At 71.1% G+C, this 25,640-nt stretch carries 24 protein-coding genes and 1 tRNA gene; 13 read left to right on the top strand and 12 right to left on the bottom strand.

The window, feature by feature from the left end; genetic code table 11:
* The first annotated feature begins 18 nt into the window (after positions 1-18).
* Entirely contained in the window at positions 19-906 is an 888-nt protein-coding gene (locus EV567_RS00955) for a DUF4429 domain-containing protein (RefSeq protein WP_130436639.1), read from the top strand.
* Positions 907-927: 21 nt separating this feature from the next.
* Here the strand turns inward: EV567_RS00955 and EV567_RS00950 are convergent, their stop codons facing one another.
* Positions 928-2,490 (bottom strand): metallophosphoesterase family protein, encoded by a 1,563-nt coding sequence (locus EV567_RS00950; protein WP_130436638.1) that lies wholly within the window; start codon positions 2,488-2,490, stop codon positions 928-930.
* A gap of 186 nt (positions 2,491-2,676) precedes the next feature.
* Between EV567_RS00950 and EV567_RS00945 the strand changes: the two genes are divergently transcribed.
* Entirely contained in the window at positions 2,677-2,934 is a 258-nt protein-coding gene (locus EV567_RS00945) for a hypothetical protein (RefSeq protein WP_130437517.1), read from the top strand.
* A gap of 24 nt (positions 2,935-2,958) precedes the next feature.
* The gene (glmS, locus tag EV567_RS00940) at positions 2,959-4,776 is read left to right on the top strand and encodes a glutamine--fructose-6-phosphate transaminase (isomerizing) (protein WP_130436637.1); all 1,818 of its coding nucleotides are present in this window, start codon (positions 2,959-2,961) and stop codon (positions 4,774-4,776) included.
* A gap of 93 nt (positions 4,777-4,869) precedes the next feature.
* Here the strand turns inward: glmS and EV567_RS00935 are convergent, their stop codons facing one another.
* A complete protein-coding gene (locus tag EV567_RS00935; protein ID WP_130436636.1) occupies positions 4,870-5,397 on the bottom strand; it encodes a universal stress protein in 528 nt (175 codons plus the stop codon).
* A 310-nt stretch (positions 5,398-5,707) separates the two neighbouring features.
* On the opposite strand from EV567_RS00935, the gene EV567_RS00930 reads away from it, so the two are divergent.
* The 4 genes from EV567_RS00930 (at position 5,708) to EV567_RS00915 (ending at position 8,672) form a co-directional block, all read left to right on the top strand.
* The gene (locus EV567_RS00930) at positions 5,708-6,100 is read left to right on the top strand and encodes a hypothetical protein (protein ID WP_130436635.1); all 393 of its coding nucleotides are present in this window, start codon (positions 5,708-5,710) and stop codon (positions 6,098-6,100) included.
* Positions 6,101-6,486: 386 nt separating this feature from the next.
* Positions 6,487-7,749 carry a helix-turn-helix domain-containing protein gene (locus EV567_RS00925; protein ID WP_130436634.1) on the top strand — a complete coding sequence of 421 codons (1,263 nt, stop codon included), beginning with the start codon at positions 6,487-6,489 and terminating at the stop codon, positions 7,747-7,749.
* A gap of 140 nt (positions 7,750-7,889) precedes the next feature.
* A complete protein-coding gene (gene orn, locus EV567_RS00920; RefSeq protein ID WP_130436633.1) occupies positions 7,890-8,492 on the top strand; it encodes an oligoribonuclease in 603 nt (200 codons plus the stop codon).
* A gap of 107 nt (positions 8,493-8,599) precedes the next feature.
* Positions 8,600-8,672: transfer RNA gene (locus EV567_RS00915), tRNA-His, on the top strand.
* A 156-nt stretch (positions 8,673-8,828) separates the two neighbouring features.
* Here the strand turns inward: EV567_RS00915 and EV567_RS00910 are convergent.
* Positions 8,829-9,884: a LacI family DNA-binding transcriptional regulator gene (locus EV567_RS00910; RefSeq protein WP_130436632.1), complete on the bottom strand. Its 1,056-nt coding sequence runs from the start codon at positions 9,882-9,884 to the stop codon at positions 8,829-8,831.
* A gap of 390 nt (positions 9,885-10,274) precedes the next feature.
* Between EV567_RS00910 and EV567_RS00905 the strand changes: the two genes are divergently transcribed.
* The 4 genes from EV567_RS00905 (at position 10,275) to EV567_RS00890 (ending at position 15,144) form a co-directional block, all read left to right on the top strand.
* Positions 10,275-11,645: an ABC transporter substrate-binding protein gene (locus EV567_RS00905; protein ID WP_130436631.1), complete on the top strand. Its 1,371-nt coding sequence runs from the start codon at positions 10,275-10,277 to the stop codon at positions 11,643-11,645.
* A 5-nt stretch (positions 11,646-11,650) separates the two neighbouring features.
* The gene (locus EV567_RS00900) at positions 11,651-12,661 is read left to right on the top strand and encodes a carbohydrate ABC transporter permease (protein WP_130437516.1); all 1,011 of its coding nucleotides are present in this window, start codon (positions 11,651-11,653) and stop codon (positions 12,659-12,661) included.
* 11 nt (positions 12,662-12,672) lie between these two features.
* A complete protein-coding gene (locus tag EV567_RS00895; RefSeq protein WP_130436630.1) occupies positions 12,673-13,575 on the top strand; it encodes a carbohydrate ABC transporter permease in 903 nt (300 codons plus the stop codon).
* A gap of 132 nt (positions 13,576-13,707) precedes the next feature.
* The gene (locus tag EV567_RS00890; RefSeq protein ID WP_130436629.1) at positions 13,708-15,144 is read left to right on the top strand and encodes a GH1 family beta-glucosidase; all 1,437 of its coding nucleotides are present in this window, start codon (positions 13,708-13,710) and stop codon (positions 15,142-15,144) included.
* A 74-nt stretch (positions 15,145-15,218) separates the two neighbouring features.
* On the opposite strand, the gene EV567_RS00885 is transcribed toward EV567_RS00890, so the two are convergent.
* The 6 genes from EV567_RS00885 to EV567_RS00860 all read right to left on the bottom strand — a co-directional run bounded on the left by EV567_RS00885 (position 15,219) and on the right by EV567_RS00860 (position 21,105).
* On the bottom strand, positions 15,219-15,470 hold the full coding sequence (locus EV567_RS00885) for a hypothetical protein (protein WP_130436628.1): 252 nt from the start codon (positions 15,468-15,470) through the stop codon (positions 15,219-15,221).
* 190 nt (positions 15,471-15,660) lie between these two features.
* Positions 15,661-16,548 carry a carbohydrate ABC transporter permease gene (locus tag EV567_RS00880; RefSeq protein ID WP_130436627.1) on the bottom strand — a complete coding sequence of 296 codons (888 nt, stop codon included), beginning with the start codon at positions 16,546-16,548 and terminating at the stop codon, positions 15,661-15,663.
* Positions 16,545-17,465 carry a carbohydrate ABC transporter permease gene (locus EV567_RS00875; protein ID WP_130436626.1) on the bottom strand — a complete coding sequence of 307 codons (921 nt, stop codon included), beginning with the start codon at positions 17,463-17,465 and terminating at the stop codon, positions 16,545-16,547. Before EV567_RS00875 ends, EV567_RS00880 begins: the two co-directional genes overlap by 4 nt.
* Positions 17,465-18,781 carry an ABC transporter substrate-binding protein gene (locus EV567_RS00870; RefSeq protein WP_130436625.1) on the bottom strand — a complete coding sequence of 439 codons (1,317 nt, stop codon included), beginning with the start codon at positions 18,779-18,781 and terminating at the stop codon, positions 17,465-17,467. Before EV567_RS00870 ends, EV567_RS00875 begins: the two co-directional genes overlap by 1 nt.
* A 204-nt stretch (positions 18,782-18,985) precedes the next feature.
* Positions 18,986-20,383 (bottom strand): HAMP domain-containing sensor histidine kinase, encoded by a 1,398-nt coding sequence (locus EV567_RS00865; protein ID WP_130436624.1) that lies wholly within the window; start codon positions 20,381-20,383, stop codon positions 18,986-18,988.
* On the bottom strand, positions 20,380-21,105 hold the full coding sequence (locus EV567_RS00860; RefSeq protein WP_130436623.1) for a response regulator transcription factor: 726 nt from the start codon (positions 21,103-21,105) through the stop codon (positions 20,380-20,382). Before EV567_RS00860 ends, EV567_RS00865 begins: the two co-directional genes overlap by 4 nt.
* Positions 21,106-21,238: 133 nt before the next feature.
* Between EV567_RS00860 and EV567_RS00855 the strand changes: the two genes are divergently transcribed.
* Positions 21,239-21,820: a hypothetical protein gene (locus tag EV567_RS00855; RefSeq protein WP_130437515.1), complete on the top strand. Its 582-nt coding sequence runs from the start codon at positions 21,239-21,241 to the stop codon at positions 21,818-21,820.
* 22 nt (positions 21,821-21,842) lie between these two features.
* On the opposite strand, the gene EV567_RS00850 is transcribed toward EV567_RS00855, so the two are convergent.
* Together EV567_RS00850 and EV567_RS00845 are read right to left on the bottom strand one after the other, a co-directional pair.
* Positions 21,843-22,709 carry a spermidine synthase gene (locus tag EV567_RS00850; RefSeq protein ID WP_130436622.1) on the bottom strand — a complete coding sequence of 289 codons (867 nt, stop codon included), beginning with the start codon at positions 22,707-22,709 and terminating at the stop codon, positions 21,843-21,845.
* 31 nt (positions 22,710-22,740) lie between these two features.
* Positions 22,741-23,133: a hypothetical protein gene (locus EV567_RS00845; protein ID WP_130436621.1), complete on the bottom strand. Its 393-nt coding sequence runs from the start codon at positions 23,131-23,133 to the stop codon at positions 22,741-22,743.
* A gap of 297 nt (positions 23,134-23,430) precedes the next feature.
* On the opposite strand from EV567_RS00845, the gene EV567_RS00840 reads away from it, so the two are divergent.
* On the top strand, positions 23,431-24,897 hold the full coding sequence (locus tag EV567_RS00840; RefSeq protein WP_130436620.1) for a tetratricopeptide repeat protein: 1,467 nt from the start codon (positions 23,431-23,433) through the stop codon (positions 24,895-24,897).
* Positions 24,898-25,005: 108 nt separating this feature from the next.
* Here the strand turns inward: EV567_RS00840 and EV567_RS00835 are convergent, their stop codons facing one another.
* Positions 25,006-25,599: a histidine phosphatase family protein gene (locus EV567_RS00835; protein ID WP_130436619.1), complete on the bottom strand. Its 594-nt coding sequence runs from the start codon at positions 25,597-25,599 to the stop codon at positions 25,006-25,008.
* Positions 25,600-25,640: the final 41 nt, after the last annotated feature.

Below are 25,640 nucleotides of genomic sequence, written 5' to 3'. Positions count from 1 at the left end.
CTTTGGAAGAATCCTCCCATGGCGGAAATCATCCAGAAGGACGGCACCTGGGTCTTCGACGGCGACGCGCTGCGACTGACCCCGGGGAGGGACAAGAACGTCGGCCTGTTACGCCGTACCCTCGGCGAACTCACGGTGCCGCTGGAGGCGTTGGCGGGGGTCTCGTTCGAGCAGGGGAAGAAGGCAGGACGGCTGCGGCTGCGGCTGCGGGACGGCGCCGACCCGTTGCAGCACGCGACGGGCGGCCGGCTCAGCGAGCCGCACGACCCGTATCAACTCCTCGTCGAGGGCGACCGTTTCGGTGTCGCCGAGTACTTCGCGGACGAGGTGCGCAACGCGCTGCTGCTGGAGGAGGTCCCCTCCGGCGCTGTGGAGTCGTATCTGCTGCCGGGGCCGTCGGTGCCGCTGTCGGTGTCCGCCGGGGACGGCACGGCGAGCTTCGACGGCGAGTGCGTGAAGCTGGAGTGGAACTGGAAGACGGAGGAGGCCAAGGCGGCCGCCGGGGCCCGCACACTGCCCGTCACCGAGATCACGGCCGTGGAATGGCATCCGGCGGCGGGCCTGGGCAACGGGCATCTGCGCTTCACCGTCCGCGGCGCGGCCACCAAGGCGCCGCCCAAGTACGACCCGAACGCGGTCGAGTTGTGGGGCTTCAAGAAGGACCCGCTGATGGCGCTGGTGGCTGCGGCCGTGCAGGCGCGGCTGCCGCACCCTTCGGGCGCCCCGGAGGACGCCGCGCCCGGGTCGCGCGAACCGCTCGCTCCCGCTCCCCCGGCCGTCCCCGCCGGGGACGAACACGACGTGCTGCTGCGGCGGTTGCGGGAGCTGGGCGGGCTGCACCGGGACGGGGTGCTGACCGACGAGGAGTTCGCCGTGGCCAAGCAGGCGGTCCTCAGGCGGATGTGAGGACCGCCCGCGCGCACGCGGCTACTTCGCCTTGCGCGCCACCGTGAAGTGATCGACCCGCTCACCGCTCTCGGCGATGCCGCTCACGGTGAGCGTGGCCGTGCGGCCCTCGGCGGCGGGAGCGACGTCGACGCGCAGGAACGAGTAGTCGAGGTAGCGCACCCGGGACCAGGCGACGGTCTCGTTCTGCTTGCCGTCCTTGGTGTTGACGAACGAGGCGACGGACTCCACGTCGTCGACATGGCCCTCGTAGGACAGCGGGGCGGTGAAGGAGTACAGGCTGCGGCCCGCTGCGCCCGCGGTGACGTAGACGACGCCGTCGGTCTCGGGGTAGGCGGTGCCGCCGACGGGGAGCTCGCGGGTGACCTTGCCGCCCTTGATGACGTCGGTGCGCTCGTACTGGTGGTTGTGGCCGTTGATGACGAGGTCCACGGTGTACTTCTCGAACAGCGGCACCCATTCCTGGCGCACTCCCCCCTCGGAGGCGTGCGCGGTGGAGGTGCAGTAGGCGCAGTGGTGGAAGAAGACGACGACGAAGTCGACGTCCTTCGCCGCGCGGTACTTCTTCAGCTGGGCTTCCAGCCAGGTGGTCTGGGTGCCGCCGGAGATGCCGAGGTTGGCCGGGATCTCGAAGGAGACGTCGTTGGCGTCGAGGGAGACGACCGCGGTGTTGCCGTAGACGAAGGAGTAGACGCCGGGGAGGTTCCTGCGGTCGGGGCCGTTGCCGGGCAGGTTCCAGCGGGCCTCCTCGCCGCCGTAGCCGTTGGGCGAGTACCAGGCCTCCATGTCGTGGTTGCCGAAGGCCGGCATCCACGGGACGGACTTGGCGACGGACTCGGTCTGAGCGAGGAACTGGTCCCAGATCCGGGAGTCGAAGCCGGTGTCGGCGGTCTTGCCGGAGCCGGAGGGGTCGGCGTAGGCGATGTCCCCGGCGTGCAGGTGGAAGGCGGGGTTCTGGCCGAGGAGGAGGCTGTTGTTGGCGAGGCCGTGGTAGCTGACGCCCTCGTCGCCGAAGGCGGTGAAGGTGAACGGCTCCTTGTGCGCGGGGGCGGTGGTGAAGGTGCCCACGGTGCCGGCGAAGCGCGGGTCGGCCGGGTCGAAGCCGGCGTGGCCGACGCCGTAGAAGTACGTCCTGCCGGGCTTGAGGCCGGTCAGCCTGGCGTGCACGTAGTACTGGGTGTGGTTGCCGCTCACGCCGACGCCCGCCGGGGTGAAGAGGGTGCGCACCTCGGCGTCGATCTTGACGGAGAGGTGCGAGGCGTGGGTGCCGATCCGGACGAAGGGCTTCTTCACCGCGAGCGGCACCTGCCAGGAGATGCCGATCTCCGTGCGGGGGTCGTCGCCGAAGGCCAGGTGGCGGCCGAAGGGGGCGACCAGGGAGCCGTCGACGGTCTCCGCGGCGGTGAAGGTCTGCGTGGGTACGGCGGCCTGTGCGGTGGCGCCGGGGACGAAGGCGCCGCCGGCGACGGCGCCCAGGGTGACCGCGCCGCCCCTGATCATCGTGCGCCGGGAGAATCTGGTGCGCAGGTACTCGTGCTGCTCGGCCATGCTCATGCGGGCGGCGAGCCGCTCGGGTACGCCCATGCGAGGAGTGTCCATGAGGCCCGAAACTCGCTGCCCCGGGCAACGGTTCGCGGGCGCGGGGGTGGACGGCGCGCGAACAGCCACTCATGACAGATCCAATGTTGTGCCAAAGATCGTCCGCAAGCGGTTGCCCGTAATCGGGCAGGATTCTTGCGAAACCCGCTCCGGTACCTCAGGATCTACCGGGTGCACGACGAACTCGTTGATCATCTGACGCGCTCCTCGCCCCTGCGGCGGGGCGAGGCGCTGCGGGTGATCCAGGACGTGCTCGCCTACTTCGACGAGACGACCGAGGACTACGTCCGTCGCCGCCACCGCGAGCTCCAGGCCCAGGGCCTGGTCAACGCGGAGATCTTCGAACGGATCGAGGCGGACCTGAAATACCGTGCGGTGGCCCCGCCGGAGCTCACGCTCCGGCAACTGCGGCGCATCGTCTACGGGTGATCGAAAGCTTGGGGATACGTATACATGTGCGGAATCGTCGGATACATCGGGAAGCGTGACGTCGCCCCGCTGCTCCTGGAGGGCCTTCAGCGCCTGGAGTACCGCGGCTACGACTCGGCGGGCCTCGTCGTCACCTCCCCGAAGGCGGCCGGCCTGAAGATGGTCAAGGCCAAGGGCCGCGTCCGCGACCTGGAGGCGAAGGTCCCGGCCCGCTTCAAGGGCACCACGGGCATCGCCCACACCCGCTGGGCCACCCACGGCGCCCCCTCCGACGTCAACGCCCACCCGCACATGTCGGCCGACCTGAAGGTCGCCGTCGTCCACAACGGCATCATCGACAACGCCGCCGACCTGCGCCGCAAGCTGGAGGCGGACGGCGTCGAGTTCCTCTCCGAGACGGACACCGAGGTCCTCGTCCACCTCGTCGCCCGGTCCCAGGCCGACAAGCTGGAGGACAAGGTCCGCGACGCGCTGCGCGTGGTCGAGGGCACCTACGGCATCGCCGTCATGCACGCCGACTTCAACGACCGGATCGTCGTCGCCCGCAACGGCTCGCCGGTCGTCCTCGGCATCGGCGAGAAGGAGATGTTCGTCGCGTCGGACATCGCCGCCCTGGTCGCCCACACCCGCCAGGTCGTCACCCTGGACGACGGCGAGATGGCCACCCTCAAGGCCGACGACTTCCGCACCTACACCACCGAGGGCACCCGCACCACCGCCGAGCCCACCACCGTGGAGTGGGAGGCCGCCTCCTACGACATGGGCGGCCACGACACCTACATGCACAAGGAGATCCACGAGCAGGCCGACGCCGTGGACCGCGTGCTGCGCGGCCGCATCGACGACCGCTTCTCCACCGTGCACCTCGGCGGCCTCAACCTGGACGCCCGCGAGGCTCGCCAGATCCGCCGGGTGAAGATCCTCGGCTGCGGCACCTCGTACCACGCGGGCATGATCGGCGCCCAGATGATCGAGGAGCTGGCCCGCATCCCCGCCGACGCCGAGCCGGCATCGGAGTTCCGCTACCGCAACGCGGTCGTCGATCCCGACACGCTGTACATCGCCGTCTCCCAGTCCGGTGAGACGTACGACGTGCTGGCCGCCGTCCAGGAGCTGAAGCGCAAGGGCGCGCGGGTGCTGGGCGTGGTGAACGTGGTGGGCTCGGCGATCGCCCGTGAGGCGGACGGCGGCATCTACGTGCACGCCGGCCCCGAGGTGTGCGTCGTCTCCACGAAGTGCTTCACCAACACCACGGTCGCCTTCGCCCTGCTCGCGCTGCACCTGGGCCGCACCCGCGACCTGTCGGTGCGCGACGGCAAGCGGATCATCGAGGGGCTGCGCAAGCTGCCCGGCCAGATCGCGGAGATCCTGGAGCAGGAGGCCGAGATCGAGAAGCTGGCCGAGCAGTTCGCCGAGGCCCGTTCGATGCTCTTCATCGGCCGCGTCCGGGGCTACCCGGTGGCCCGTGAGGCCTCCCTGAAGCTCAAGGAGGTCTCCTACATCCACGCCGAGGCCTACCCCGCCTCGGAGCTGAAGCACGGCCCGCTGGCGCTGATCGAGCCGGCCCTGCCGACGGTCGCGATCGTCCCCGACGACGACCTGCTGGAGAAGAACCGCGCCGCCCTGGAGGAGATCAAGGCCCGCAGCGGCAAGATCCTCGCGGTGGCCCACGAGTGCCAGGAGAAGGCCGACCAGACGATCGTCGTCCCGAAGAACGAGGACGAGCTCGACCCGATCCTGATGGGCATCCCGCTCCAGCTGCTCGCGTACTACACGGCGAAGGCCCTCGGCCGGGACATCGACAAGCCGCGCAACCTGGCGAAGTCGGTCACCGTCGAGTAGAAGAAGCGACGCGGGTGGGCCCCCTGACGTGCCGTCAGGGGGCCCACCCGCATGTGACGCCTCAAGTCACTCCGACGAGGGACGCGTCGGGGGTCACGGGATGACGACGACGGGCCGCTTCGCGCGCTTGGCGAGACGGCCGGCGACGGAGCCGAAGATCCGCCCGACGATGCCGTGCGTCGAGCCGACCACGATCGCGTCGGCCTCGTACTCCCGCCCCACCTCTTCGAGTTCGTGGCAGATGTCACCGCCGCGCTCGACCAGGATCCAGGGCACCTCGGAGAGGTAGTCGGCGCAGGCGAGCTCCAGACCGAGCACCTCGGTGCGGTGGTCCGGCACATCGACGAAGACCGGCGGCTCGCAGCCCGCCCACACCGTGGTGGGCAGCCGGTTGGCCACGTGGACGATGATCAGCCCCGAGCGGGAGCGATGGGCCATGCCGATGGCGTACGCGAGGGCGCGCTCACTGGACATGGAGCCGTCGAAACCGACGACCACACCGTGCTTGAAAGCGGGATCGCAGGACGGGCGTGTCTCTTCCGCCGCCAGGGGCTCGGCCGCCGTCGGGTCGGCGACGGGCCGCTTGCGGTCCGCGGGTTCGAAGAATTCGTGACCGGCCATGGCTGTCTCGGCGTATCGATCCTTAATACGGGTGGGACGAGCGTGAGCGGCGGAGCATGTCCGGGAATCGCCTTCCCCGGCCCATACCCCCAAGGGTACGGCGGCAAGCCCCGTTGGCCCAGATCCCGCGCTTGTCCCCTGGGGGGTTCCAGGGAGCATGCACGAGGGCCGCCCGTAACGCAATGGTTGCTGCCCCGTACAGGCGGTTTGCACAGGATGCGCTCACCGGGGACAGTGACCGACCCGTCGGAGGGGCGTTGAACCCCTTGAGCCATCGCCCCTCCGGAAGTGGCCAGGAAGAAGCCGCCCCATGCCCGCAGCCCGCCGAGCCCCCGACGCCCGCACCGGGGACGACCGGACCACCGACCTGATCCGCTGGGCGGCCTTCAGCTGTGTCCTGGTCCCGGTGGTCCTGGTCTGGTTCGGCGCCTCCCTCGCCGGCGCCCTCGGCACCGCCCTGGGCCTGGCCGCCGTCACCGCGGTCTGCCGGCTGCTGCTGCGCCGCTCCGAGCGGTGCGCCGCCCGGCAGCGGGCGCGGGAACAAGCGGCTCACCTCTCGCAGAGCTCCCGCGTGTCACATGGGTCACTGGGGGAACACCAGGCACAGGCCCCCTACCGGTCCCGGCGCGGGGCCCGGCATCGCACCGGGGGCGGAGCGCGGCGTGGCGGTCGTCACAGCGGCGGAAGCGCACCGGTCGGCTGACCGGTTTTCACACCCCGAGGCATCTGTTTTCAGCCAACTTCCAAGAACCCCGCACCTCTTGCCCCGACCACCCCCCTCCCCCCGTCCCACCTGCGCGAAGAGGGTCTGACGGGCCCCGCGCACCCTACGTGGATTGGCCACTGCCACAAGGCGCACTTCCCTGCACGGCCCGTGAGTGCAACGCTTCGTGATCGAATGCTTCACGCCAAGTTGCCATGTCGACAATCTGTCGGGTGCTGAACCGGCCACGCCGGCGGCGCACGACACAGTAGATTCGATCTTGACTGTCTACGGCGGGGGACTCGTGCAGGACCGAGGGGAAACGTGCAGGAGCGACAAGCCCGACAAGTTAGGGGCGCCGCGACCACCGAGGGGGGCTTAGCAGGATGAGCCACGACTCCACCGCCGCGCCGGAGGCCGCGGCCCGGAAATTGTCGGGGCGACGCCGCAAGGAGATCGTCGCGGTGCTGCTGTTCAGCGGCGGCCCGATTTTCGAGAGTTCCATTCCGCTGTCGGTGTTCGGGATTGACCGCCAGGACGCCGGCGTGCCGCGCTACCGACTACTGGTGTGCGGCGGTGAGGACGGCCCACTGCGGACCACAGGGGGCCTGGAACTCACCGCACCACACGGCCTGGAGGCGATATCCAGGGCCGGCACGGTCGTCGTGCCGGCCTGGCGTTCGATCACCTCCCCGCCGCCCGCGGAAGCGCTCGACGCACTGCGCCGGGCGCACGAGGAAGGCGCCCGCATCGTGGGCCTGTGCACCGGCGCGTTCGTGCTGGCGGCGGCGGGCCTGCTGGACGGGCGTCCGGCCACCACACACTGGATGTACGCGCCGACGCTGGCCAAGCGCTATCCGTCGGTGCACGTCGATCCGCGGGAGCTGTTCGTCGACGACGGCGATGTGCTGACGTCCGCGGGCACGGCGGCCGGGATCGACCTGTGTCTGCACATCGTGCGGACGGACCACGGCAACGAGGCGGCCGGAGCGCTGGCCCGCCGGCTCGTGGTCCCGCCGCGCCGGTCCGGCGGTCAGGAGCGCTACCTCGACCGGTCTTTACCGGAGGAGATCGGCGCCGACCCGCTCGCCGAGGTTGTCGCCTGGGCGCTGGAGCACCTCCACGAGCAGTTCGACGTGGAGACGCTCGCGGCGCGCGCCTACATGAGCCGGCGCACCTTCGACCGGCGGTTCCGCTCGCTCACCGGCAGCGCTCCGCTGCAATGGCTGATCACCCAGCGGGTGCTTCAGGCGCAGCGGCTGCTGGAGACCTCCGACTACTCCGTCGACGAGGTCGCCGGGCGGTGCGGGTTCCGCTCGCCGGTGGCGCTGCGCGGGCACTTCCGGCGGCAGCTCGGCTCGTCCCCGGCCGCCTACCGGGCGGCGTACCGGGCGCGCCGGCCGCAGGGAGACCGGCCGCAGACCGACAGTGAGCCGCCCGCGCCGGTTCCGCCGGGGCCGGGCATGGGCGGGCTGCACCCGGAGGCGGGTGTGCCGCCGCAGGTGCGGCGCACGCCGGGACCGGCCGCGCCGGCGGGCGCGCCGCACACGGCGTCGGTCACGGCTCTGTCCGCGGAGCACGGCCAGCACGCACGGGACGCCTTCGCGGGATCGCGGGCGAGCCTGCCGGGACCGCGCAGCGGCATGTGAGGACGGGCGGGGCGGCGGGGGCCGGGGCGCCCCCGCCGCCCCGTCCCTCCCGTCCTGTTCCGCCCTCCGGGTCTGAGCCCCGGGGCAGTCGCGGCCACCGGGGGCATCGCATCGGCCGATGTCAGCCTTAGGGTGGTCGCATGAACGATCGCATGGTGTGGATCGACTGCGAGATGACCGGCCTCTCGCTGTCCGACGACGCTCTCATCGAGGTAGCCGCCCTCGTCACCGACTCCGAGCTGAACATCCTCGGCGACGGCGTCGACATCGTCGTCCGTCCGCCGGACTCGGCGCTGGAGACGATGCCGGAGGTGGTGCGTCAGATGCACACCGCTTCCGGACTGCTGGACGAGCTCGCCGCCGGCACCACGCTGGCCGACGCCGAGGAGCAGGTCCTCGCCTATGTGCGCGAGCACGTGAAAGAGCCCGGCAAGGCCCCGCTGTGCGGCAACTCCGTCGGCACCGACCGCGGCTTCCTGCTGCGCGACATGCCGACCCTGGAGGGCTACCTCCACTACCGGATCGTCGACGTCTCCTCGATCAAGGAGCTGGCCCGGCGCTGGTACCCGCGGGCGTACTTCAACAGCCCCGAGAAGAACGGCAACCACCGCGCCCTCGCCGACATCCGCGAGTCCATCGCCGAACTGCGCTACTACCGCGAGGCCGTCTTCGTGCCGCAGCCCGGCCCGGACTCGGACACCGCCAAGGCGATCGCCGCGAAGCACGTCCTGCCGGGGCGGTGACGACGCAGATCCGGCCCCCCGGGAAAGCCGTGCGCGAGCACCCCTTCGGACCCTGTACACTTTTTCTCGGCCGGTAGGGGAAACCACCCAGTGAACCGCCGGTCATGGTGGGTGTAGCTCAGCTGGTAGAGCACCTGGTTGTGGTCCAGGATGCCGCGGGTTCGAGTCCCGTCACTCACCCTCACCCGTCAAGGGCTGATCCGTGAAAGCGGGTCAGCCCTTGACGCGTTTCGCCTCTTGTACAGGACACTTCCCGCACAGCGCCCTCCCCGCCGGGCGGTGAGCTTCACCACCGCCACGCTCGAAGGGCCCTGCGCGGGACTCGACGCGCCCCGCTTACGACGACGCCCGCTGCACCAGTTCCGTCGCCAGGACCACCTGGCGGGGTTCCAGTTCGCGGGAGGCCGCCGGACGGCGGTCCGCGATCTCGGTGAGGAGGAGGTCCAGCATGCGGCGGCCCATCTCCTCGATGGGCTGGCGGACGCTGGTCAGCGGCGGGTCCATGTGGCGGGCGATCGCCGAGTCGTCGTAGCCGACCAGGGCCACGTCGTCGGGGATGCGGCGGCCCGCCTCGCGGAGCGCCTGGCGGGCGCCGGCCGCCATGACGTCGGAGCCCGCGAAGACGGCGTCCAGTCCCGGAGTGCGGGCGAGCAGGTCGGCCATCGCACGCCGGCCGCCCTCCTCGGTGAAGTCGCCGGGCTGCACGAGACCCTCGTCCACCTCGCACCCCGCGTCGCTCAGGGCGTCGCGGTAGCCGTCGACGCGGCGCTGGGCGCCGTACACGTCGAGGCGGCCGGTGATGTGCGCGATCCTGCGGCGGCCCTGGGCGAGCAGGTGCTCCACGGCGGAGCGGGCGCCGCCGTAGTTGTCGGAGTCGACGGACGGCAGGGTCTCCGCGGCGGAGCGGGGGCCGCTGATCACGGCCGGGATCTCCAACTGGGTGAGGAGGTCCGGGAGCGGGTCGTTCGCGTGCACCGAGACCAGCAGGACGCCGTCCACCCGGTGGGCCGCGAGGTACTGGGCCAGCCGTCGCCGCTCACGGTCGCTGCCCGCGAAGATCAGCAGCAACTGCATCTCGGTGTCGGAGAGTTCGGCGCCCACACCGCGCACGATGTCCGAGAAGTACGGTTCCGCGAAGAAGCGGGTCTCCGGCTCGGGGACGACGAGGGCGATGGCGTCCGTGCGGTTGGCGGCGAGGGCGCGGGCGGCGGTGTTGGGGACGTAGCCGAGTTCCGCCACCGCCGCCTCCACGGCCGCGCGGGTCGCGTCGCTGACCCGGGGCGAGCCGTTGATGACCCGCGAGACCGTGCCCCGGCCCACACCGGCGCGCGCGGCCACCTCTTCGAGGGTGGGCCGCCCACCGCTCCGGCTCCGCGCTGAGTGGCTTGCCATGAGCCCCGCCTTCCCGCGTCGTCATCCCGCTGGCCTGGAATCTAACAGTCCCGCCCGTTCGGCCCGCCGTCACCGGGGCTCTCACCTCGGCTCCCTCGGGCCCGCGGCCACCGGTCGCCCTCGCACCCGCCCGCCCCGGTCCCGGCCGAAAAACATCACCCGCCGGAGTTAGCTAACAGGCCGATAACTGAACACATCCTTCCGCGCTCCCGCCCTTGACACCCCCGGCCGAACCCGCGACTCTTCAACACATCACTTGTGGGAGCGCTCCCACGGTACCTGACACATACACATCCCGCACGTTCCCCGCCCGAGCCGCAGCGAGAAACTAACGGGTCCAACCATGCAGTTGGCCGGGGGGTCGGCACGTCAGGGCAACAGGAGGACGCAATGCGAGCACGTACCCTCCCCCACTCCCGGCTTCGGTCGGGCGGGGGCACCCGTATCGCCCGCGGGACGCGCAGGACGGTCGTCATCGCGGCCGTGGCCGCACTGGGCGCCGGGCTGCTGGCAGGCTGTGCCGACGACGGCAAGAAGGACGACGACAAGGGCTCGTCCGGAGACGGCAAGGGCAAGACCACGATCACGCTGGGCCTGTTCGGCACCATGGGCTTCAAAGAGGCCGGCCTCTACGCCGAGTACGAGAAGCTCAACCCGAACATCAAGATCGCCGAGAACGTGATCGAGCGGAACGAGAACTACTACCCGGCGCTGGTGAACCACCTCACCACCAACAGCGGCCTGCAGGACGTCCAGGCCATCGAAGTCGCGAACATATCCGAGGTCACCACCACCCAGGCCGCCAAGTTCCAGGACATGTCCAAGGTTTCGGGCGTGAACAAGAGCAACTGGCTGGACTGGAAGTGGGCGCAGGCCACGACCAAGGACAACAAGACGATCGGGCTCGGCACCGACGTCGGCCCGATGGCCATCTGCTACCGCACGGACCTGTTCAAGGCGGCCGGTCTGCCCACCGACCCGGCGGCGGTCGGCCAGCTCTGGGCGGGCGACTGGAACAAGTTCATCGAGACCGGCAAGAAGTACAAGTCGAAGGCCCCTGCGGGCACCTTCTTCATGGACTCCCCCGGCGGTCTGCTCAACGCCGTCCTCTCCAGTGAGAAGGAGAAGTTCTACGACTCCTCCGGCGAGATCATCTACAAGACGAACCCCGCCGTCCGGGCCGGCTTCAACCTGACCGCGAAGGCCGCCCAGGAGGGCCTGGTGCAGGGGGTTCCGCAGTTCCAGCCGAGCTGGGACCAGACGATCGCGAACAGCAAGTTCGCCACCGTGGCCTGCCCGCCGTGGATGCTCGGCACCATCAAGGGCAAGTCGAAGCCCGACTCCTTCGGCAAGTGGGCCGTCGCGGTGGCCCCGAAGTCCGGCAACTGGGGCGGCAGCTTCCTGGGCGTGCCCTCCAGCGGCAAGCACGTGAAGGAGGCCGAGAAGCTGGTCGCCTGGCTGACCGCGCCCGAGCAGCAGGCCAAGCTGTTCAAGGTGCAGGGCTCCTTCCCGAGCGCGCCCGGCGCGTACACGATGCCCGAAGTCACCGGCGCCACCAACCAGATGACCGGCAGCGCCAACATCGGCACGATCTTCGCCGAGGCCGCCAAGTCCGCCCCGGTCCAGGTGATCGGCCCGAAGGACCAGATCATCCAGCAGGGCCTGAGCGACAACGGCGTCATCCTGGTGACGAAGGGCAAGTCCACCGAAGAGGCCTGGGCGAACGCCACCAAGACCATCGACAACAGCCTGGACAAGTGACCCGCATGGCCACCCGCCACGACACCGCCGCGCCCCCCGTGAAGGAGGGGGGCGCGGCCCCGGGCCGCCCGCCCGTCGCACCGACGGAGGCGGAACTGCGGCGCCGCTCAAGGCTGTCCCGCCGCTGGCAGCGGGACCTGCGCTGGAGCCCGTACGCCTTCGTCTCGCCGTTCTTCCTGCTGTTCCTGGCGTTCGGACTGTTCCCGCTGCTCTACACGGGCTGGGCGTCGCTGCACCAGGTGGAGATGACCGCGCCCACCGACATGCACTGGGTCGGGCTGCGCAACTACACCCGGATCTTCGACGACGAGTTCTTCTGGAACGCGGCGCGCAACACGCTCACGATCGGCATCATCTCCACGGTGCCGCAGTTGCTGATGGCGATGGGCATCGCACACATCCTCAACTACAGGCTGCGCGCCTCGACCTTCTACCGGGTCGCGATGCTGGCACCGTACGCGACGTCCATCGCGGCCGCCTCGCTCGTCTTCGTGCTGCTCTTCGGGCGCGACTACGGCATGATCAACTGGGCGCTGGACCTCGTCGGAATCAGCCCGGTCGACTGGCAGAACGACAAGTGGCCGTCGCAGTTCGCGGTGTCCTCGATCATCATCTGGCGCTGGACCGGCTACAACGCGCTGATCTACCTGGCGGCGATGCAGGCGATCCCGCAGGACCTCTACGAGTCGGCGGCGCTGGACGGCGCGAGCCGCTGGCAGCAGTTCTTCCATGTGACACTGCCGTCGCTGCGGCCCACGATCCTGTTCACCGTGGTCGTCTCCACCATCGGCGCGAGCCAGGTCTTCGGCGAGCCGCTGCTGTTCGACCCGAACAAGGGCGCGTCCGGCGGCGCGGAACACCAGTTCCAGACGCTGGGCCTGTACCTGTACGAGCAGGGTTGGGTGAACCAGCACCTCGGCCGCGCCTCCGCGATCGCCTGGACCATGTTCCTGATCCTGATCGTGATCGGCATCGTCAACTACGTCATCTCGCGCCGGCTGCGCGCCAGTAGTTAGGAGTACCGGCCGTGACGACGACACTGACCCCGCCGGATACGACCGTGAGGAAACCCGGCCGTGTGCGGCGGCCCAAGTCGGCCCGCGCCGGCGGCACGCTGCACGCCGGCCCCCTCTCGTACGTGATCCTGGGCCTGTTCACCCTCGGCTCGCTGTTCCCGCTGCTGTGGACGGCGATCGCCGCCTCCCGCGACAACAGCCGACTGGCGCAGACGCCGCCGCCGTTCTGGTTCGGCTCGAACCTGTTCACCAACCTCGACGAGGCGTGGAACGGCGCCAACCTGGGCACGGCGTTCGTCAACACGACGATCGTGGCCGGGACGTCGGCGGCCACCATCGTGTTCCTGTCCACGATCGCCGGTTTCGCCTTCGCCAAGCTGAGGTTCAGGGGCCGGGGCGCGCTGATGCTGATCGTGATCGGCACGATGATGGTGCCGCCGCAGCTGAGCGTGATCCCGCTGTACATGATGGTCGCCAAGCTGCAGTGGACCGACCAGCTCCAGGCGGTGATCCTGCCCTCGCTGGTCAGCGCCTTCGGCGTGTTCTTCATGCGGCAGTACCTGATGCAGGCGCTGCCCGACGAGATCATCGAGGCCGCCCGGGTGGACGGCGCGAGCAGCTGGCGCGTGGTGTGGCACGTGGTGTTCCCCGCGGCGCGCCCCGCGATGGCGGTGCTCGGCATGCTGATGTTCGTCCAGACGTGGAACGACTTCCTGTGGCCTTTCCTGGTGCTGAGCCAGACGGGCAACCCCACCGTGCAGGTCTCGCTCGCGGCACTGGGCCGCGGCTACACGCCGGACCAGTCGCTGATCATGGCGGGCGCGCTGCTGGGCACGCTCCCCCTTCTGCTGGTCTTCGCGATCTTCGGCAAGCAGATCGTGGGCGGCATCATGCAGGGCGCGGTGAAGGGCTGAGGCCCGCCCGTCCCTGTCTCCTGGCGGGGCCGGGTCATCGCCGCCCCGGCCCCTCCGTACCACCGCATCACCTCACCCCCCATCCTCCGTCGGTCGGCGACGACCTCGACGACCAACCATGGGAGCGCTTCCATGCCTGAGTCCGCACAGTCGGCCACCCCGGTGACCTTTCCGCCCGCCTTCCTCTGGGGCGCCGCGACCTCCGCGTACCAGATCGAGGGGGCGGTGCGGGAGGACGGCCGCACCCCGTCGATCTGGGACACCTTCAGCCACACGCCGGGCAAGACCGCCGGCGGTGAGACCGGTGACATCGCCGTCGACCACTACCACCGCTACCGCGACGACGTGGCGCTGATGGCGGAGCTGGGCCTGTCGGCGTACCGCTTCTCCATCTCGTGGTCGCGGGTCCAGCCGACCGGGCGCGGCCCCGCCGTCCAGGTGGGCCTGGACTTCTACCGCCGCCTGGTGGACGAGCTGCTGGACAAGGGCATCAAGCCGGCGATCACCCTGTACCACTGGGACCTCCCGCAGGAGCTGGAGGACGCGGGCGGCTGGCCGGAGCGCGACACGGCGCACCGGTTCGCCGAGTACGCGCAGATCGTCGGGGAGGCGCTCGGCGACCGGGTGGAGCACTGGATCACGCTGAACGAGCCGTGGTGCAGCGCGTTCCTCGGATACGCCTCCGGTGTGCACGCCCCGGGCCGCACGGACCCGGCGGCCTCGCTGCGCGCCGCGCACCACCTGAACCTGGCGCACGGCCTGGGCACGTCGGCGCTGCGGTCGGCGATGCCGGCCCGCAACTCGATCGCGATCAGCCTCAACTCCTCGGTGGTGCGGCCCCTTTCGCAGACGGAGGCCGATCTCGCCGCCGTCCGCACGATCGACGACCTGGCCAACGGCGTCTTCCACGGCCCGCTGCTGCACGGGGCCTACCCCGAGACGCTGCTCGCCTCGACGTCGTCGGTCACGGACTGGTCGTTCGTCCTCGACGGCGATCTGCGCGCGATCCAGCAGCCGTTGGACGCGCTGGGCCTCAACTACTACACGCCCACGCTCGTCTCGGCGGCGGACGCCGACCCGAAGGGCCCGCGCGCGGACGGTCACGGCGCGAGCTCGCACTCCCCCTGGCCGGGCGCGGACGACGTCGCCTTCCACCAGACGCCGGGCGAGCGCACGGAGATGGGCTGGACCGTCGACCCGACGGGCCTGCACGACCTGATCATGCGGTACACCAAGGAGGCCCCGGGCCTGCCGCTCTACATCACGGAGAACGGCGCGGCCTACGACGACAAGCCGGACGCCGACGGCCGGGTGAACGACCCGGAGCGCGTCGCCTACCTGCACGGCCATCTGCGGGCGGTCCGCCGTGCCATCGCGGAGGGCGCTGACGTCCGGGGCTACTTCCTGTGGTCCCTGATGGACAACTTCGAGTGGGCGTACGGCTACCAGAAGCGGTTCGGCGCGGTGTACGTGGACTACGCGACGCTGGCCCGCACCCCGAAGTCGAGCGCCCTGTGGTACGCCCAGGCGGCGAAGACGGGGACGCTGCCGCCGCTTGAGACCACCTGACCCTCCGGGGGAGCGGGGGACGGGGCGCGGCACACCGGGGGGTGTGCCGCGCCCCGCTGTGCCACGAGCACCGGTTACGCCCCGTCGAACAGCTCTTCGGCGGCCGAGGCGGTGAGAGAGCGGTCGAGCCAGGTGCCCAGGGCGTCCAGATCGGTGCAGGACGTGACACTCTCCCGCACCGCCTCGGACACCTCGATGCCACGCCGGTCGAGAATGCGGAGGATGTCCGCGGCGCGCCCCTTGGCCTCGCCTTTTGCCTCACCCTCGCTCATGGCTTCCTCGACGAGCGTGCCCCTGCCGGGGAAACGGGGGGTGTACGTGGCCATGAGGTGCCTCCACAGTGCACGGGCCGGGCTGTCACCCAGGCCGACTTCGGTGAATTCCGCCCATCGCTTCGCGGTCTCGCCGCCGGTATCGGTCACCGCCGCCGCCAGCGCGTCCAGTAGCGCAGGCAGGGGCCGGCCGCCGGTGGCTGTCCGTCCGGCGGTGGCCTAAATGTGTCTCGCGGAGCGGGTCTCAGCCCTTGTTGGCGCCCAGTGTCAGGCCGCTGACGAACTGCCGTTGCAGTGCGAAGTACACGACGAGCGTGGGGATCGCGGTGAGCAGCGCGCCGGCGGCGACGAGGTTGGGGTCGGTGAAGTACTGGCCGGAGAGGTTGTTGAGGGCGGAGGTGATCGGCATGTTCTCGCCGGTGGAGATCAGGACGATGGCCCAGAAGAAGTCGTTGTAGATCCAGATGGAGAGCAGGGTGGCCAGGGCCGCCATCGCGGGCTTGCACAGGGGCAGCACGATCTGCCGGTAGAGCCGCCACACGGAGGCGCCGTCGACGAGGGCGGCCTCGGTCAGCTCGTGCGGCAGGGAGCGCATGTAGTTGCTCAGCACGAAGGCGCAGAAGCCGGACTGGAACGCCACGTGGATGAGCACGAGCCCGAGGGCGGAGTCGTACAGCTTGCCGCTCACCGTGATGCCGGGCAGGTCGACGAGCAGGTACAGGCGGTACAGCGGGGTGATGATGACCTGTTGCGGGAGCAGGTTGCCGGCGGTGAAGACCAGCAGCAGCGCCAGGTTGAGGCGGAAGTCGAAGCGGCTGACGTAGAAGGCGACCATCGACGACAGGAACAGCGTCAGTACCACCGCCGGGACGGCGATGATCAGCGTGTTGCCGAAGTAGTGCAGCATGTCGGACTGCTCGAACGCGTTGGTGAAGTTGTCCAGGCTCAGCTTGTCGGGCCAGGAGACGTAGCCCTTGGTGCTGGTCTCGGCGTACGGGCGCATCGCGGCGAGCAGCGCCCACAGCAGCGGGGCGAGCCAGGCCAGGGCGGTGACGACCAGGAAGGCGTGCAGCAGGATCCGGGCGGGGCGGACGGGGGTGCGCTGCTTGCCCGCAGCGCTCGCGGTGCTCATGCGCGCCGCTCCTTACGGAAGGTCGCCACCAGGTAGGGGATGATCACGACGAGGGAGATCACCAGGAGGACGACGGCGATGGCGGAGCCGTAGCCGATGCGGCTGGACTCGCCGATGATGTTGTCGGTCACCAGGATCGACAGCAGTTCGGTGCCCTGGGCGCCCTTGTTGAAGACGAAGACGAGGTCGAAGGCGCGCAGGGCCTCGATGATCGTGACGACGAGGACGACGGTGTTGGTGGGGCGCAGGGCGGGGAAGACGACGTTCCTGAACGTCTGCCACTCGCCCGCGCCGTCCAGTGCCGAGGCCTCGCGCAGCGCCGGGTCGACGCTCTTCAGACCGGCCAGGTAGAGGATCATCATGTATCCGGCGTGCCGCCAGGAGGCGGCTACCAGGACGGCCCAGAGGTTGAGGTCGGGGTCGCCGATCCAGTCGATGTAGTGGCCGGGCCGGTTCGCTCCGATGAGGCTGTTGATCAGCCCGGTGTCGGGGTTGTAGACGAGCTGCCAGACGAACCCGATGACGGCCATGGACACCACGACGGGCAGGAAGAACGCGGTCTGGTAGACCCGGCTGAAGCGGATCTTCTTGTCCAGCTGCACGGCGAGGAACAGGCCGATCGGCGTCGGGATCAGGATGAGGACGACGAACCAGATGACGTTGTGCTCGACGGCCGGCCAGAACTGCGGGTTGGTGGTGAACAGTTCCTTGAAGTTGGCGAGGCCCACCCAGCGGATGGAGTCGAAGCCGATGCCGTCCCAGGTGGTGAAGGCCAGCGCGATCGAGGCGAGGGCCGTGACCCAGACGAGGGCCACGTGCAGGACCGTGGGCACACCCGCCATCAGCCCGAGCGTGAAGCGGTCACGCCGGGTGAGCAGACGGCGGTGGCCCGTCTTGTCGTGGATGTCGGTGCTCATCAGCCGGACGCGAAGATCGTCTTCTTCTGCCGCTCGATCGAGGTCAGCAGGCTGTCGACGCCCTTGGGGTCGCGGATGAACTTCTGCAGCGCGGGCTGCATCACCGTGGAGGTGAAGTCGGGCCGGCTGTCGCGGTCCATGAACTGGGTGAGGCTCTTGGCGCCGGTGATCATCGCGTACGCCTTCTTCTGAAGGGCGGTGTACGAGGAGGTGTCGGCCTTGGTGGAGGCGGCGACGACGCTCGGGTCGGCCTTGAGGTAGACCGCCTCGGCCTGCGGGGTGCCGAGGTACTCCAGCAGCTTGAGGGCTCCCTGCTTGTTCTTGGGGGCCTTGCTGAGCATGAACCCGTCGGTGGGCGCCTCGACGGTGTCCTGTCCGTACGCCGGGTCGATCTCCGGGAAGGCGAAGAAGTCCAGGTCGTCGAGGTCGGCCTGGTCGGTGAACTGCTGCGCGACGAACGTGCCCAGCAAGTACATGCCGGCCTTCTTGGAGACGAGGGTCTGCGCGGCGTCCTGCCAGGTGCGGCCCACGGCGCCGTCCTGGTGGTAGGGCAGGATCTCGGCCCAGTGGTCGAAGGTCTTGCGCACCTTGGCGTCGGTCCAGGAGGCCTTGCCCGCCATCAGCTCGACGTGGAAGTCGTAGCCGTTGGTGCGGAAGTTGATCTGGTCGAAGGTGCCGAGCGCGGGCCAGGCGTCCTTGTCGCCGAAGGCTATCGGCACGAGCTTGTCCTGCTGCATCCGCTTGCACAGCGCGACGAGCTGGTCCCAGGTGGTGGGGACGGTGTAGCCGTACTGCCGGAAGACGCTTTTGCGGTAGAAGAGCGCCCACGGGTACGTGTACAGCGGGACGAAGTAGTACTTGCCGTCCTCGCCCTTGCTGAGCGCCTTCATGGCCTCGGGGAAGTCGCCGCCGATCTTCTGCCACACCTCGTCGACCGGGGTGGCGAGCTTCTTGGCCGCGAAGAACTGCATGCGGTAGCCGGCGAACCAGTGGAACACGTCGTCCGGGGTGCCCTGGAGGTAGGAGTTGATCTGTTCCTGAAAGGTGTTGTGGTCCTTGGTGTTCACGCGGACCTTGATCCCGGACTGCTGGGTGAAGGCCGCGTAGATGTCGGCGAAGGCCTTCTTCGGCACGGGGTCGGACGCGTTGGAGCCGACGGTGACCGTCTTGGGGTCGGCGGCGGCCGTGCCGCTGCCGCCGCAGGCGCTCAGCAGGGGGATGCCGGCGCCGAGGACGGCGGCGCCGCCCATGCCGCGCAGGAGGGTGCGGCGGCTGGGGGCGCGGTGGGCGAGGCCGGAGGGGGAGAGGTCGTGCATGTACGGCTCCAGGGGCAAGGTTCGGCCACGCGGCCCGGCTGGAAAGCGGACCTTAATTGACCAGAAACGAACTTGACCGAACACGGTTGCGCAATGACAGCCCCGTTTCCCGGCACGCGTCAAGAGCTGAGAGCGCCGGTTGTCGAACCGTAATCGACCCGACTGGGCCCGTTTCGCCCGGTGTGAGATCCACGACGGGGCAGGTCACGCGCGGGGGAAGACCGATCCCGAGCGGCGCTGGCGGCCCGCGCGGCGTCTGCGGACGGCCCCGCGGTGTCCCCGGCGCGGCGGCTCGTGCCCGCTCAGCTGGAGCCGGACGCGCACCTCGGTCCCGCCCAGCACCGAGGACCCGATCCGCACGTCCCCGCCGGTCGACTCCGCGAGCCGGCGCACGATGTCCAGCCCGAGCCCGGTCGACCCCGTGTTCCCGGAGCCCCGGCCGCGCGCCATCGCCGCCTCGGGGTCGGGTATGCCGGGGCCGGCGTCCGACACCAGCACGATCACCGCGTCCTCGGCGTCGTGCACGTCGACGGCGAAGGCGGCGCCCTCCGGGGTGTGCCGGAACACGTTGCCGAGCAGCGCGTCCAGCGCCGCGGCGAGGTCGGCGCGGGCCACGGGGACGCGCACCGGCCGGTCCACTCCGGCCACCCGCACGGTGCGGTCCTCGTCCTCCGCGAGGGCGGACCAGAACGCCATCCGCTCCCGCACGACCTCGGCCGCGTCGCAGCCGGCGCCCGGTCCGGCGGCGGCCGTCTGCGGCTTGGCCTCGCGCGCGGTGCGGATGATCGTGTCGACCTCCCGCTCCAGCTGGGCGACCGCGGCCCGGGTCTGCTCGGCGGCCGGGGAGTCGCCGAGGGAGGCCGCGTTGAGCCGCAGCACGGTCAGCGGCGTCCGCAGGCGGTGAGACAGGTCTGCCGCCAACTCTCTCTCGTTCGCCAGGAGTTGTACGACCTGGTCGGCCATGGAGTTGAACGCGACTGCCGCCAGCCGCAGTTCGGCCGGCCCCTCCTCGGGCACACGCGCCCCGAGCTTGCCCTCGCCCAGTTCGTGCGCGCCCTCCGCCAGCCGCCGGGCCGGTCGCACCATCCGCACGCCCAGCCGGTCGGCGACGGCCACCGAGCCGATGATCAGCGCGACGCCGACCCCGGCCAGCACCGCCCACGCCGTGGCGACGCCGTTGCTGACCTCGACCTCGGGGACGTACACCTCGATCACCACGGTGCCCAGGCCCAGCGCCACGGGCTGGAGCAGCACGGAGCCTCCGGGCACGCCGGCGGTGGAGGCACGGCCCAGGGCGCGCACGGCCTCGACGTCGGAGCCGGCGGCACGCGGGCGGCCCAGGCGGGCGGCCGGGCGGCCCTCGCCCGCCGGCAGGTGCACCGCCATGTCGTCGCCGGAGCCGGCGGAGGCCACGACCCGCTCCAACTCGCCCCGGTCGGTGGTGATGGACAGCGCGGGGACCACGACGGCGGCCTCCCGCTCGGCGTTGGAGAAGGCGCGGTCGCGGGCCATCTCCTTGATCACCAGTCCGAGCGGGACGGCGAAGGCGACCACGACCATGGCGGTGACCGCCAGACAGACCTTGACCAGAGCCCACCTCACGGCGGCCCCCCGGGGTCCTGCGGCGAGTCCTGGGCCGCGGGCGGTTCCAGCTTCACGCCGACGCCGCGCAGGGTGTGCAGATAGCGCGGGCGGGCCGCCGTCTCGCCCAGTTTGCGGCGCAGCCAGGACAGATGGACGTCGATGGTCTGGTCGTCGCCGTAGGACTGCTGCCAGACCTCGGCGAGCAGTTCACGGCGGGGCACGACGACGCCGGGCCGGCCGGCGAGGAAGGCGAGCAGGTCGAACTCGCGGCGGGTGAGGTCCAGCCGGGACCCGTCCAACTCCGCCTGGCGGCGCAGCGGATCGACCGTCAGTCCGCCGACCCGCAGCACCGCGGCCGGCGGGGCCGATCCCGCCCCGGCCCGGGACCGGCGCAGGACGGCTGCCATCCGTGCGGAGAGGTGCTCCACCGAGAAGGGCTTGGTGAGGTAGTCGTCCGCCCCGGCGTTCAGCAGCCGGACGATCTCCGTCTCGTCGTCGCGGGCGGTGGCGATGATGACCGGCACGTCGGTGATGCCGCGCAGCATCTTCAGGGCCTCGGAGCCGTCCAGGTCGGGCAGTCCGAGGTCCAGGACGACGACGTCGAAGCGGAAATGGGCGACCTCGCGCAGCGCCTCCAGCGCCGTCCCGACGCTGCGCACGAGGTGCGAGGCGTCGGTCAGGTGCCGGATCAGCGCCGAACGCACGAACTGGTCGTCCTCGACCACGAGCACACTTGCCATGCGCGGCAACCTACGCCATGCCGGCGAGCCCGGTTCGGGCCTGTGGACAACTCGTCGCATGGGGACAACCGGTGAGGTGTCCATGCGGTCCAGGCGCACATCCGTGCGGCAACCGTGGGGCGCGTGGGGCAAGATGGCCGCGATGCGCAGCGGACTCGTACACCTGCTCGCGTGGTCGCTCGCCACGGGCGCGGCGGTCACGCTGTCGTGGTGGGGCGTCCACACGGTGATGGCCGGCACGGCCTACGACCCGCCGCGCGCCCTGCCGCTGACGGCGGGTGAGGCGACCGAGGGGGCCGGGGCGAGCGAACCGCCGGCGTCCGGGACGAGCGGCCCCTCGCCCTCCCCCTCCGGCGACCCGTCCCCGGCACGGCAGAGCCGCACGCCGGACACGTCGTCGGCGCCGCCTCCGTCCCCTTCCAACCCGTCCGCCTCGGGCACGTCCGCCTCCGGCGCTTCCAGGGCGGCGGCCCCCGGCGGGCCCGGCTCGTCGGGCGAGGTCAAGAGCTATGACACCGAGGGCGGCCGGGTGGTCCTCGACCTCGGCAGGACGTCCGCCTCGCTCGTCTCGGCGACGCCGGGCGCGGGCTGGTCCATGCAGGTGTGGAAGACGCACGTGTGGATCCGGGTGGACTTCGCCTCGGGCGCGGACCGGGTCACGGTGTTCTGCACCTGGCACGACGGGCCGCCACGGGTGGACGTCAACACCTACTGAACTCCGGTGCGGGGTTGGACTTTCATTCGAAGACCGAGGGCGGCGGGGCCGGCGACGCCACGGCCGAGGCGTCGGTGACCGGTGCGGCTCCGCCGGTGAAGTCGAGGAGCGGCCTGCCGTGTTCGACGCGGCCGGGGTGCGGGTCGGAGGCGGCCCGGCGGGTCAGTTCGGCGACCGGCAGGGGCAGGTCGCAGGCGACCAGGACGGCGTTGCCGAACCGTCTGCCGCGCAGCACGGCCGGGTCGGCGACCAGGGCGAGTTCACGGAAGCGGGCGGCCGCGGTGGCTATCTGCCCGCGCAGATGGGCCAGCGGCGGGCCGTCGGCGACGTTGGCGGCGTAGAGCCCGCCGGGCTTCAGCGTCCTGCGGACCTCGTCGAGGAACTCGCCGGACGTCAGGTGCGCGGGCGTGCGGGCCCCGCTGAACACGTCGGCCATGACCACGTCGGCCCATCCGTCGGGCACCTTGCCGAGTCCTTCGCGGGCGTCGGCCGACCTGACCCTGATCCGCGCCCCGGGGTCCAACGGCAGTTCACGCCGGACCAGTTGGACGAGACGCGCGTCGCGTTCGACGACCTGCTGGGTGGAGCGGGGGCGGGAGGCGGCGACGTACCGGGCGAGGGTGAAGGCGCCGCCGCCGAGGTGCACAACGTGCAGAGGCTTGCCCGGAGGCGCGGCGAGGTCGAGGACGTGGCCGAGGCGGCGCTGGTACTCGAAGGACAGGTACGTCGGGTCGTCGAGGTCGACGTGCGACTGCGGCGCCCCGTCGACCAGCAGCGTCCAGGCCCGCGCGCGGTCCCGGTCCGCCACCAGCCGGGCCTGCCCGCCGTCGACGGGTTCCACGACGGCTTCGGCGTCGCGCTCGCGACGAGAGGTGCGGGACCGTGCCATGAGGGCATTCTCGCAGGTGCGTCGCCGGGGCTCAGCGGCAGTTGTCCGCCGCCTCGATCACGCGGGCCGCCTCGCCCAGCGCTCTTCGCAGCACCGCGGGATCCGTCGCGAGGTCCGCCTCGCCGGGCGGGACCAGCCAGTCCGCGCCCTCGACCGGCGGCTCGGGGGGCAGCCGCAGCCCGCGGCCGTCCGTCCCCGTACAGGTGCTGCCGGGCACGTCCCACGCGGCCGCCGTGCCCGCGGGCACCACGAAGCCGAGCGTCCCGCCCCCGTCGTCGTGCAGCACGGGTCCCACCGCGTCTCCCGGACCCCGCCTGCGCAGGATGTCGACGGCCTCCAGCCCCTGCCGCGTGGGGACGGTGACCACGTCACACCCCGGCTGCGGCTCACTGCACTCGACGTCGACGTTCCGGCTGGTCTGCATCCCGGCCTCCACCACTGAACCCCTCCTTCGGCGAGCGGCGCGGGAGTCGGGCGGCTCCCGGTCCACAGGGCTCAACGCGTCACGCCCGTCAAGGGCTACGGCGGAAGTCCGCCGCAAAGGATGGCAGTTCATGGCAGATCTCGTAGGAGATATCCGGTTTGTGGCCAAACACCGCGTGGCGGTCCGGTCACAGCAGGTACGTTCTTGCCGCCGGACCACAGGGTGATCACCTCGGACGATCGATCGGCTCGCCCCGCACCCGGCATGGTTGGACGGTTCGCACGAGAGGACCCGGCCATGGCGTCGTCGACGGTGCCCCCACCACGGCCCGACCGGCCCCAACGACCCAACCTCGCCTTCCGGCGACTGCGCGGACAGCGCTCGCCGGCCGAGTTCGCCGCGCTGGTTCGGCGGGCCGCGCGCGAGATCGGCGAGCGGGTCAGTTGCGACGCGCGCTACATCGGCCGGGTCGAGGCGGGGGAGATCCGCTGTCCCAACTACGCCTACGAGCGGGTGTTCCTGCACATGTTCCCCGGCCGCACACTCACCGACCTGGGGTTCGCACCCCGTTCGTCCGTACGCGGGCGGGGGGCGCGCATGGAGGAAGCGCCCCTGGCGCACCCCGGCCGCCCGGCGCGTTCCCCCGCGGACGCGCCGGGCGCCCGTGAGACGCGCCGGACGTACGAGCCGTATGACACGCAGGACCCGTACGACACGCACCACGACCACGAGGAGAGCGACGTGCTGCGTCGCGCATTCATGACCGGCGGAGGCGCCACGGTGGCCGCCGCCTCGCTGGGCCCGCTCGGGTTCGCCCTGGAGGCGCCCGCCCCGGAGCGTCCCGTCCGCCGCGCCTCGAGCAGCCATGCCGGCGCCCTCGAAGAAGCGGTCCGCAGGATCCGGCTGCTGGACGACCGGCACGGCGCGGACGGTCTCTACCGGCGCGCCGCGACACCGCTGCGCGCCGCCTACGCGCTGCTGGACGCCGGGGCGACCCGGCAGGCCACCGTCGACCGGCTCCACTCGGGCGCCGGCGAACTCGCCATCTCCGTCGGCTGGCTGGCGCACGACTCCGGCCGTTTCGACGACGCCCGCTCCCATTACGCCGAGGCTCTCGCCACCGCCCGGATGACCGGCGACCACGCGCTGGAGGCGCACGCCTTCTGCAACACCGCGTTCCTCGCACGCGACGCGGGCCGCCCGCGTGAGGCGGTGCGGGCCGCCCAGGCCGCGCAGCGCGTCGCCCGCCCGCTCGGCTCACCCCGGCTGATGTCCCTGCTCGCGCTGCGCGAGGCGGGCGGCTGGGCGGGGCTCGCCGACCGCACCGGCTGCGAGCAGGCCCTCGCCCGCGCCCAGGCCCTCTACGCGCGGGGCGACACGGACGCCGACCCGGAGTGGATGTCGTTCTACGGCGAGGCCGAACTGGAGGGGCTGGAGGCGCAGTGCTGGTCGACGCTGGGCGACTGGCCGCGCGCCGCACGCCACGCGCGCCGGGCGGCGGACCTCCAGGACCCGCACTTCACCCGGAACATCGCCCTGTACACGGCCGAGCTGGCGGACGACCTCGCGCGAGGGGGCCGGCCCGACGAGGCCGCGGCGGCGGGCCTGCGGGTCCTGAACCTGCTGAGCCAGGTGCAGTCCTCCCGCATCCAGACCATGCTCGCCGGCACAGCCAGGGTGCTTCTCCCTCACCGCCGTGCCTCGGGAGTGTCGGACTTCCTGGAGAAGCACGCCTCGACACCGCGCGGGGTGACGCCGGCGTGAGGCGGGCGTGACGCGGCACCCGGCACCCGCCCGGCACGGGGCGCCCGGGCCTCGAGCCGGGCGCCCCGGGGCAAGCTCCCTGCGCCGAGTACCTGTGCCGACTCCCCTTTACGCCAGGTGCCCCACGTCGTTCCAGCTCTCGATCGCCGGCTCCCCGTAAGCCCATCCCAGCACCGACAGCGACGTCGGGTTCAGCCGTATCCGCCCGGCGAAGGACAACGGCAGTCCCAGCCACCGCGCCCCGATCGACCGCAGGATGTGCCCGTGCGCGAACACCAGCACATCCCGCTCGGCCGAGCGCGCCCACGCCACGACCTCGTCCGCCCGCGCCGTGACCTCCGCGAGGGACTCACCGTCCGGCACCCCGTCCCGCCAGATGAGCCAGCCCGGCCGCAGCGCCTGGATGTCGTCCGGGGCCAGCCCCTCGTACGCCCCGTAGTCCCACTCCATCAGCGTGTCCCACCGCGCGGCCCGCTCGCCGAAGCCCGCGATCTCGCACGTCTCCCGCGCGCGTGCCAGCGGGCTGGTGCGGACCTCGACGTCGGGCAGCCCGTCGAACGGCGCCCGCCGCAGCCGCTCGCCCAGCAGCTTCGCGCCCCGGCGACCCTCCTCCAGCAAGGGCACGTCGGTCCTGCCGGTGTGCTTGCCGGACAGCGACCACTCGGTCTGTCCGTGCCGGGCCAGCAGGATGCGCGGTGCCATGGGGGACCTTTCCGGGAGAACCCTGGGAAATCCAGGGGACG

Origin of the sequence: Streptomyces sp. BK239 (assembly GCF_004217285.1) — a bacterium.
In the GTDB taxonomy this organism is placed as follows: Bacteria; Actinomycetota; Actinomycetes; order Streptomycetales; family Streptomycetaceae; genus Streptomyces.
This window is presented reverse-complemented; position numbering and strand designations above follow the sequence as displayed.

Bases quoted from the DNA above. Each gene is read 5' to 3' on its own strand.
- EV567_RS00910 (WP_130436632.1), bottom strand. From the start codon at position 9,884: ATGGCAAGCCACTCAGCGCGGAGCCGGAGCGGTGGGCGGCCCACCCTC.
- EV567_RS00900 (WP_130437516.1), top strand. From the start codon at position 11,651: ATGGCCACCCGCCACGACACCGCCGCGCCCCCCGTGAAGGAGGGGGGC.
- EV567_RS00955 (WP_130436639.1), top strand. From the start codon at position 19: ATGGCGGAAATCATCCAGAAGGACGGCACCTGGGTCTTCGACGGCGAC.
- EV567_RS00845 (WP_130436621.1), bottom strand. From the start codon at position 23,133: ATGCAGACCAGCCGGAACGTCGACGTCGAGTGCAGTGAGCCGCAGCCG.
- EV567_RS00860 (WP_130436623.1), bottom strand. From the start codon at position 21,105: ATGGCAAGTGTGCTCGTGGTCGAGGACGACCAGTTCGTGCGTTCGGCG.
- EV567_RS00905 (WP_130436631.1), top strand. From the start codon at position 10,275: ATGCGAGCACGTACCCTCCCCCACTCCCGGCTTCGGTCGGGCGGGGGC.
- EV567_RS00950 (WP_130436638.1), bottom strand. From the start codon at position 2,490: ATGGGCGTACCCGAGCGGCTCGCCGCCCGCATGAGCATGGCCGAGCAG.
- EV567_RS00885 (WP_130436628.1), bottom strand. From the start codon at position 15,470: ATGGCCACGTACACCCCCCGTTTCCCCGGCAGGGGCACGCTCGTCGAG.
- EV567_RS00880 (WP_130436627.1), bottom strand. From the start codon at position 16,548: ATGAGCACCGCGAGCGCTGCGGGCAAGCAGCGCACCCCCGTCCGCCCC.
- EV567_RS00850 (WP_130436622.1), bottom strand. From the start codon at position 22,709: ATGGCACGGTCCCGCACCTCTCGTCGCGAGCGCGACGCCGAAGCCGTC.
- EV567_RS00930 (WP_130436635.1), top strand. From the start codon at position 5,708: ATGCCCGCAGCCCGCCGAGCCCCCGACGCCCGCACCGGGGACGACCGG.
- glmS (WP_130436637.1), top strand. From the start codon at position 2,959: ATGTGCGGAATCGTCGGATACATCGGGAAGCGTGACGTCGCCCCGCTG.
- EV567_RS00870 (WP_130436625.1), bottom strand. From the start codon at position 18,781: ATGCACGACCTCTCCCCCTCCGGCCTCGCCCACCGCGCCCCCAGCCGC.
- EV567_RS00875 (WP_130436626.1), bottom strand. From the start codon at position 17,465: ATGAGCACCGACATCCACGACAAGACGGGCCACCGCCGTCTGCTCACC.
- EV567_RS00855 (WP_130437515.1), top strand. From the start codon at position 21,239: ATGGCCGCGATGCGCAGCGGACTCGTACACCTGCTCGCGTGGTCGCTC.
- EV567_RS00890 (WP_130436629.1), top strand. From the start codon at position 13,708: ATGCCTGAGTCCGCACAGTCGGCCACCCCGGTGACCTTTCCGCCCGCC.
- EV567_RS00835 (WP_130436619.1), bottom strand. From the start codon at position 25,599: ATGGCACCGCGCATCCTGCTGGCCCGGCACGGACAGACCGAGTGGTCG.
- EV567_RS00925 (WP_130436634.1), top strand. From the start codon at position 6,487: ATGAGCCACGACTCCACCGCCGCGCCGGAGGCCGCGGCCCGGAAATTG.
- EV567_RS00840 (WP_130436620.1), top strand. From the start codon at position 23,431: ATGGCGTCGTCGACGGTGCCCCCACCACGGCCCGACCGGCCCCAACGA.
- EV567_RS00935 (WP_130436636.1), bottom strand. From the start codon at position 5,397: ATGGCCGGTCACGAATTCTTCGAACCCGCGGACCGCAAGCGGCCCGTC.
- orn (WP_130436633.1), top strand. From the start codon at position 7,890: ATGAACGATCGCATGGTGTGGATCGACTGCGAGATGACCGGCCTCTCG.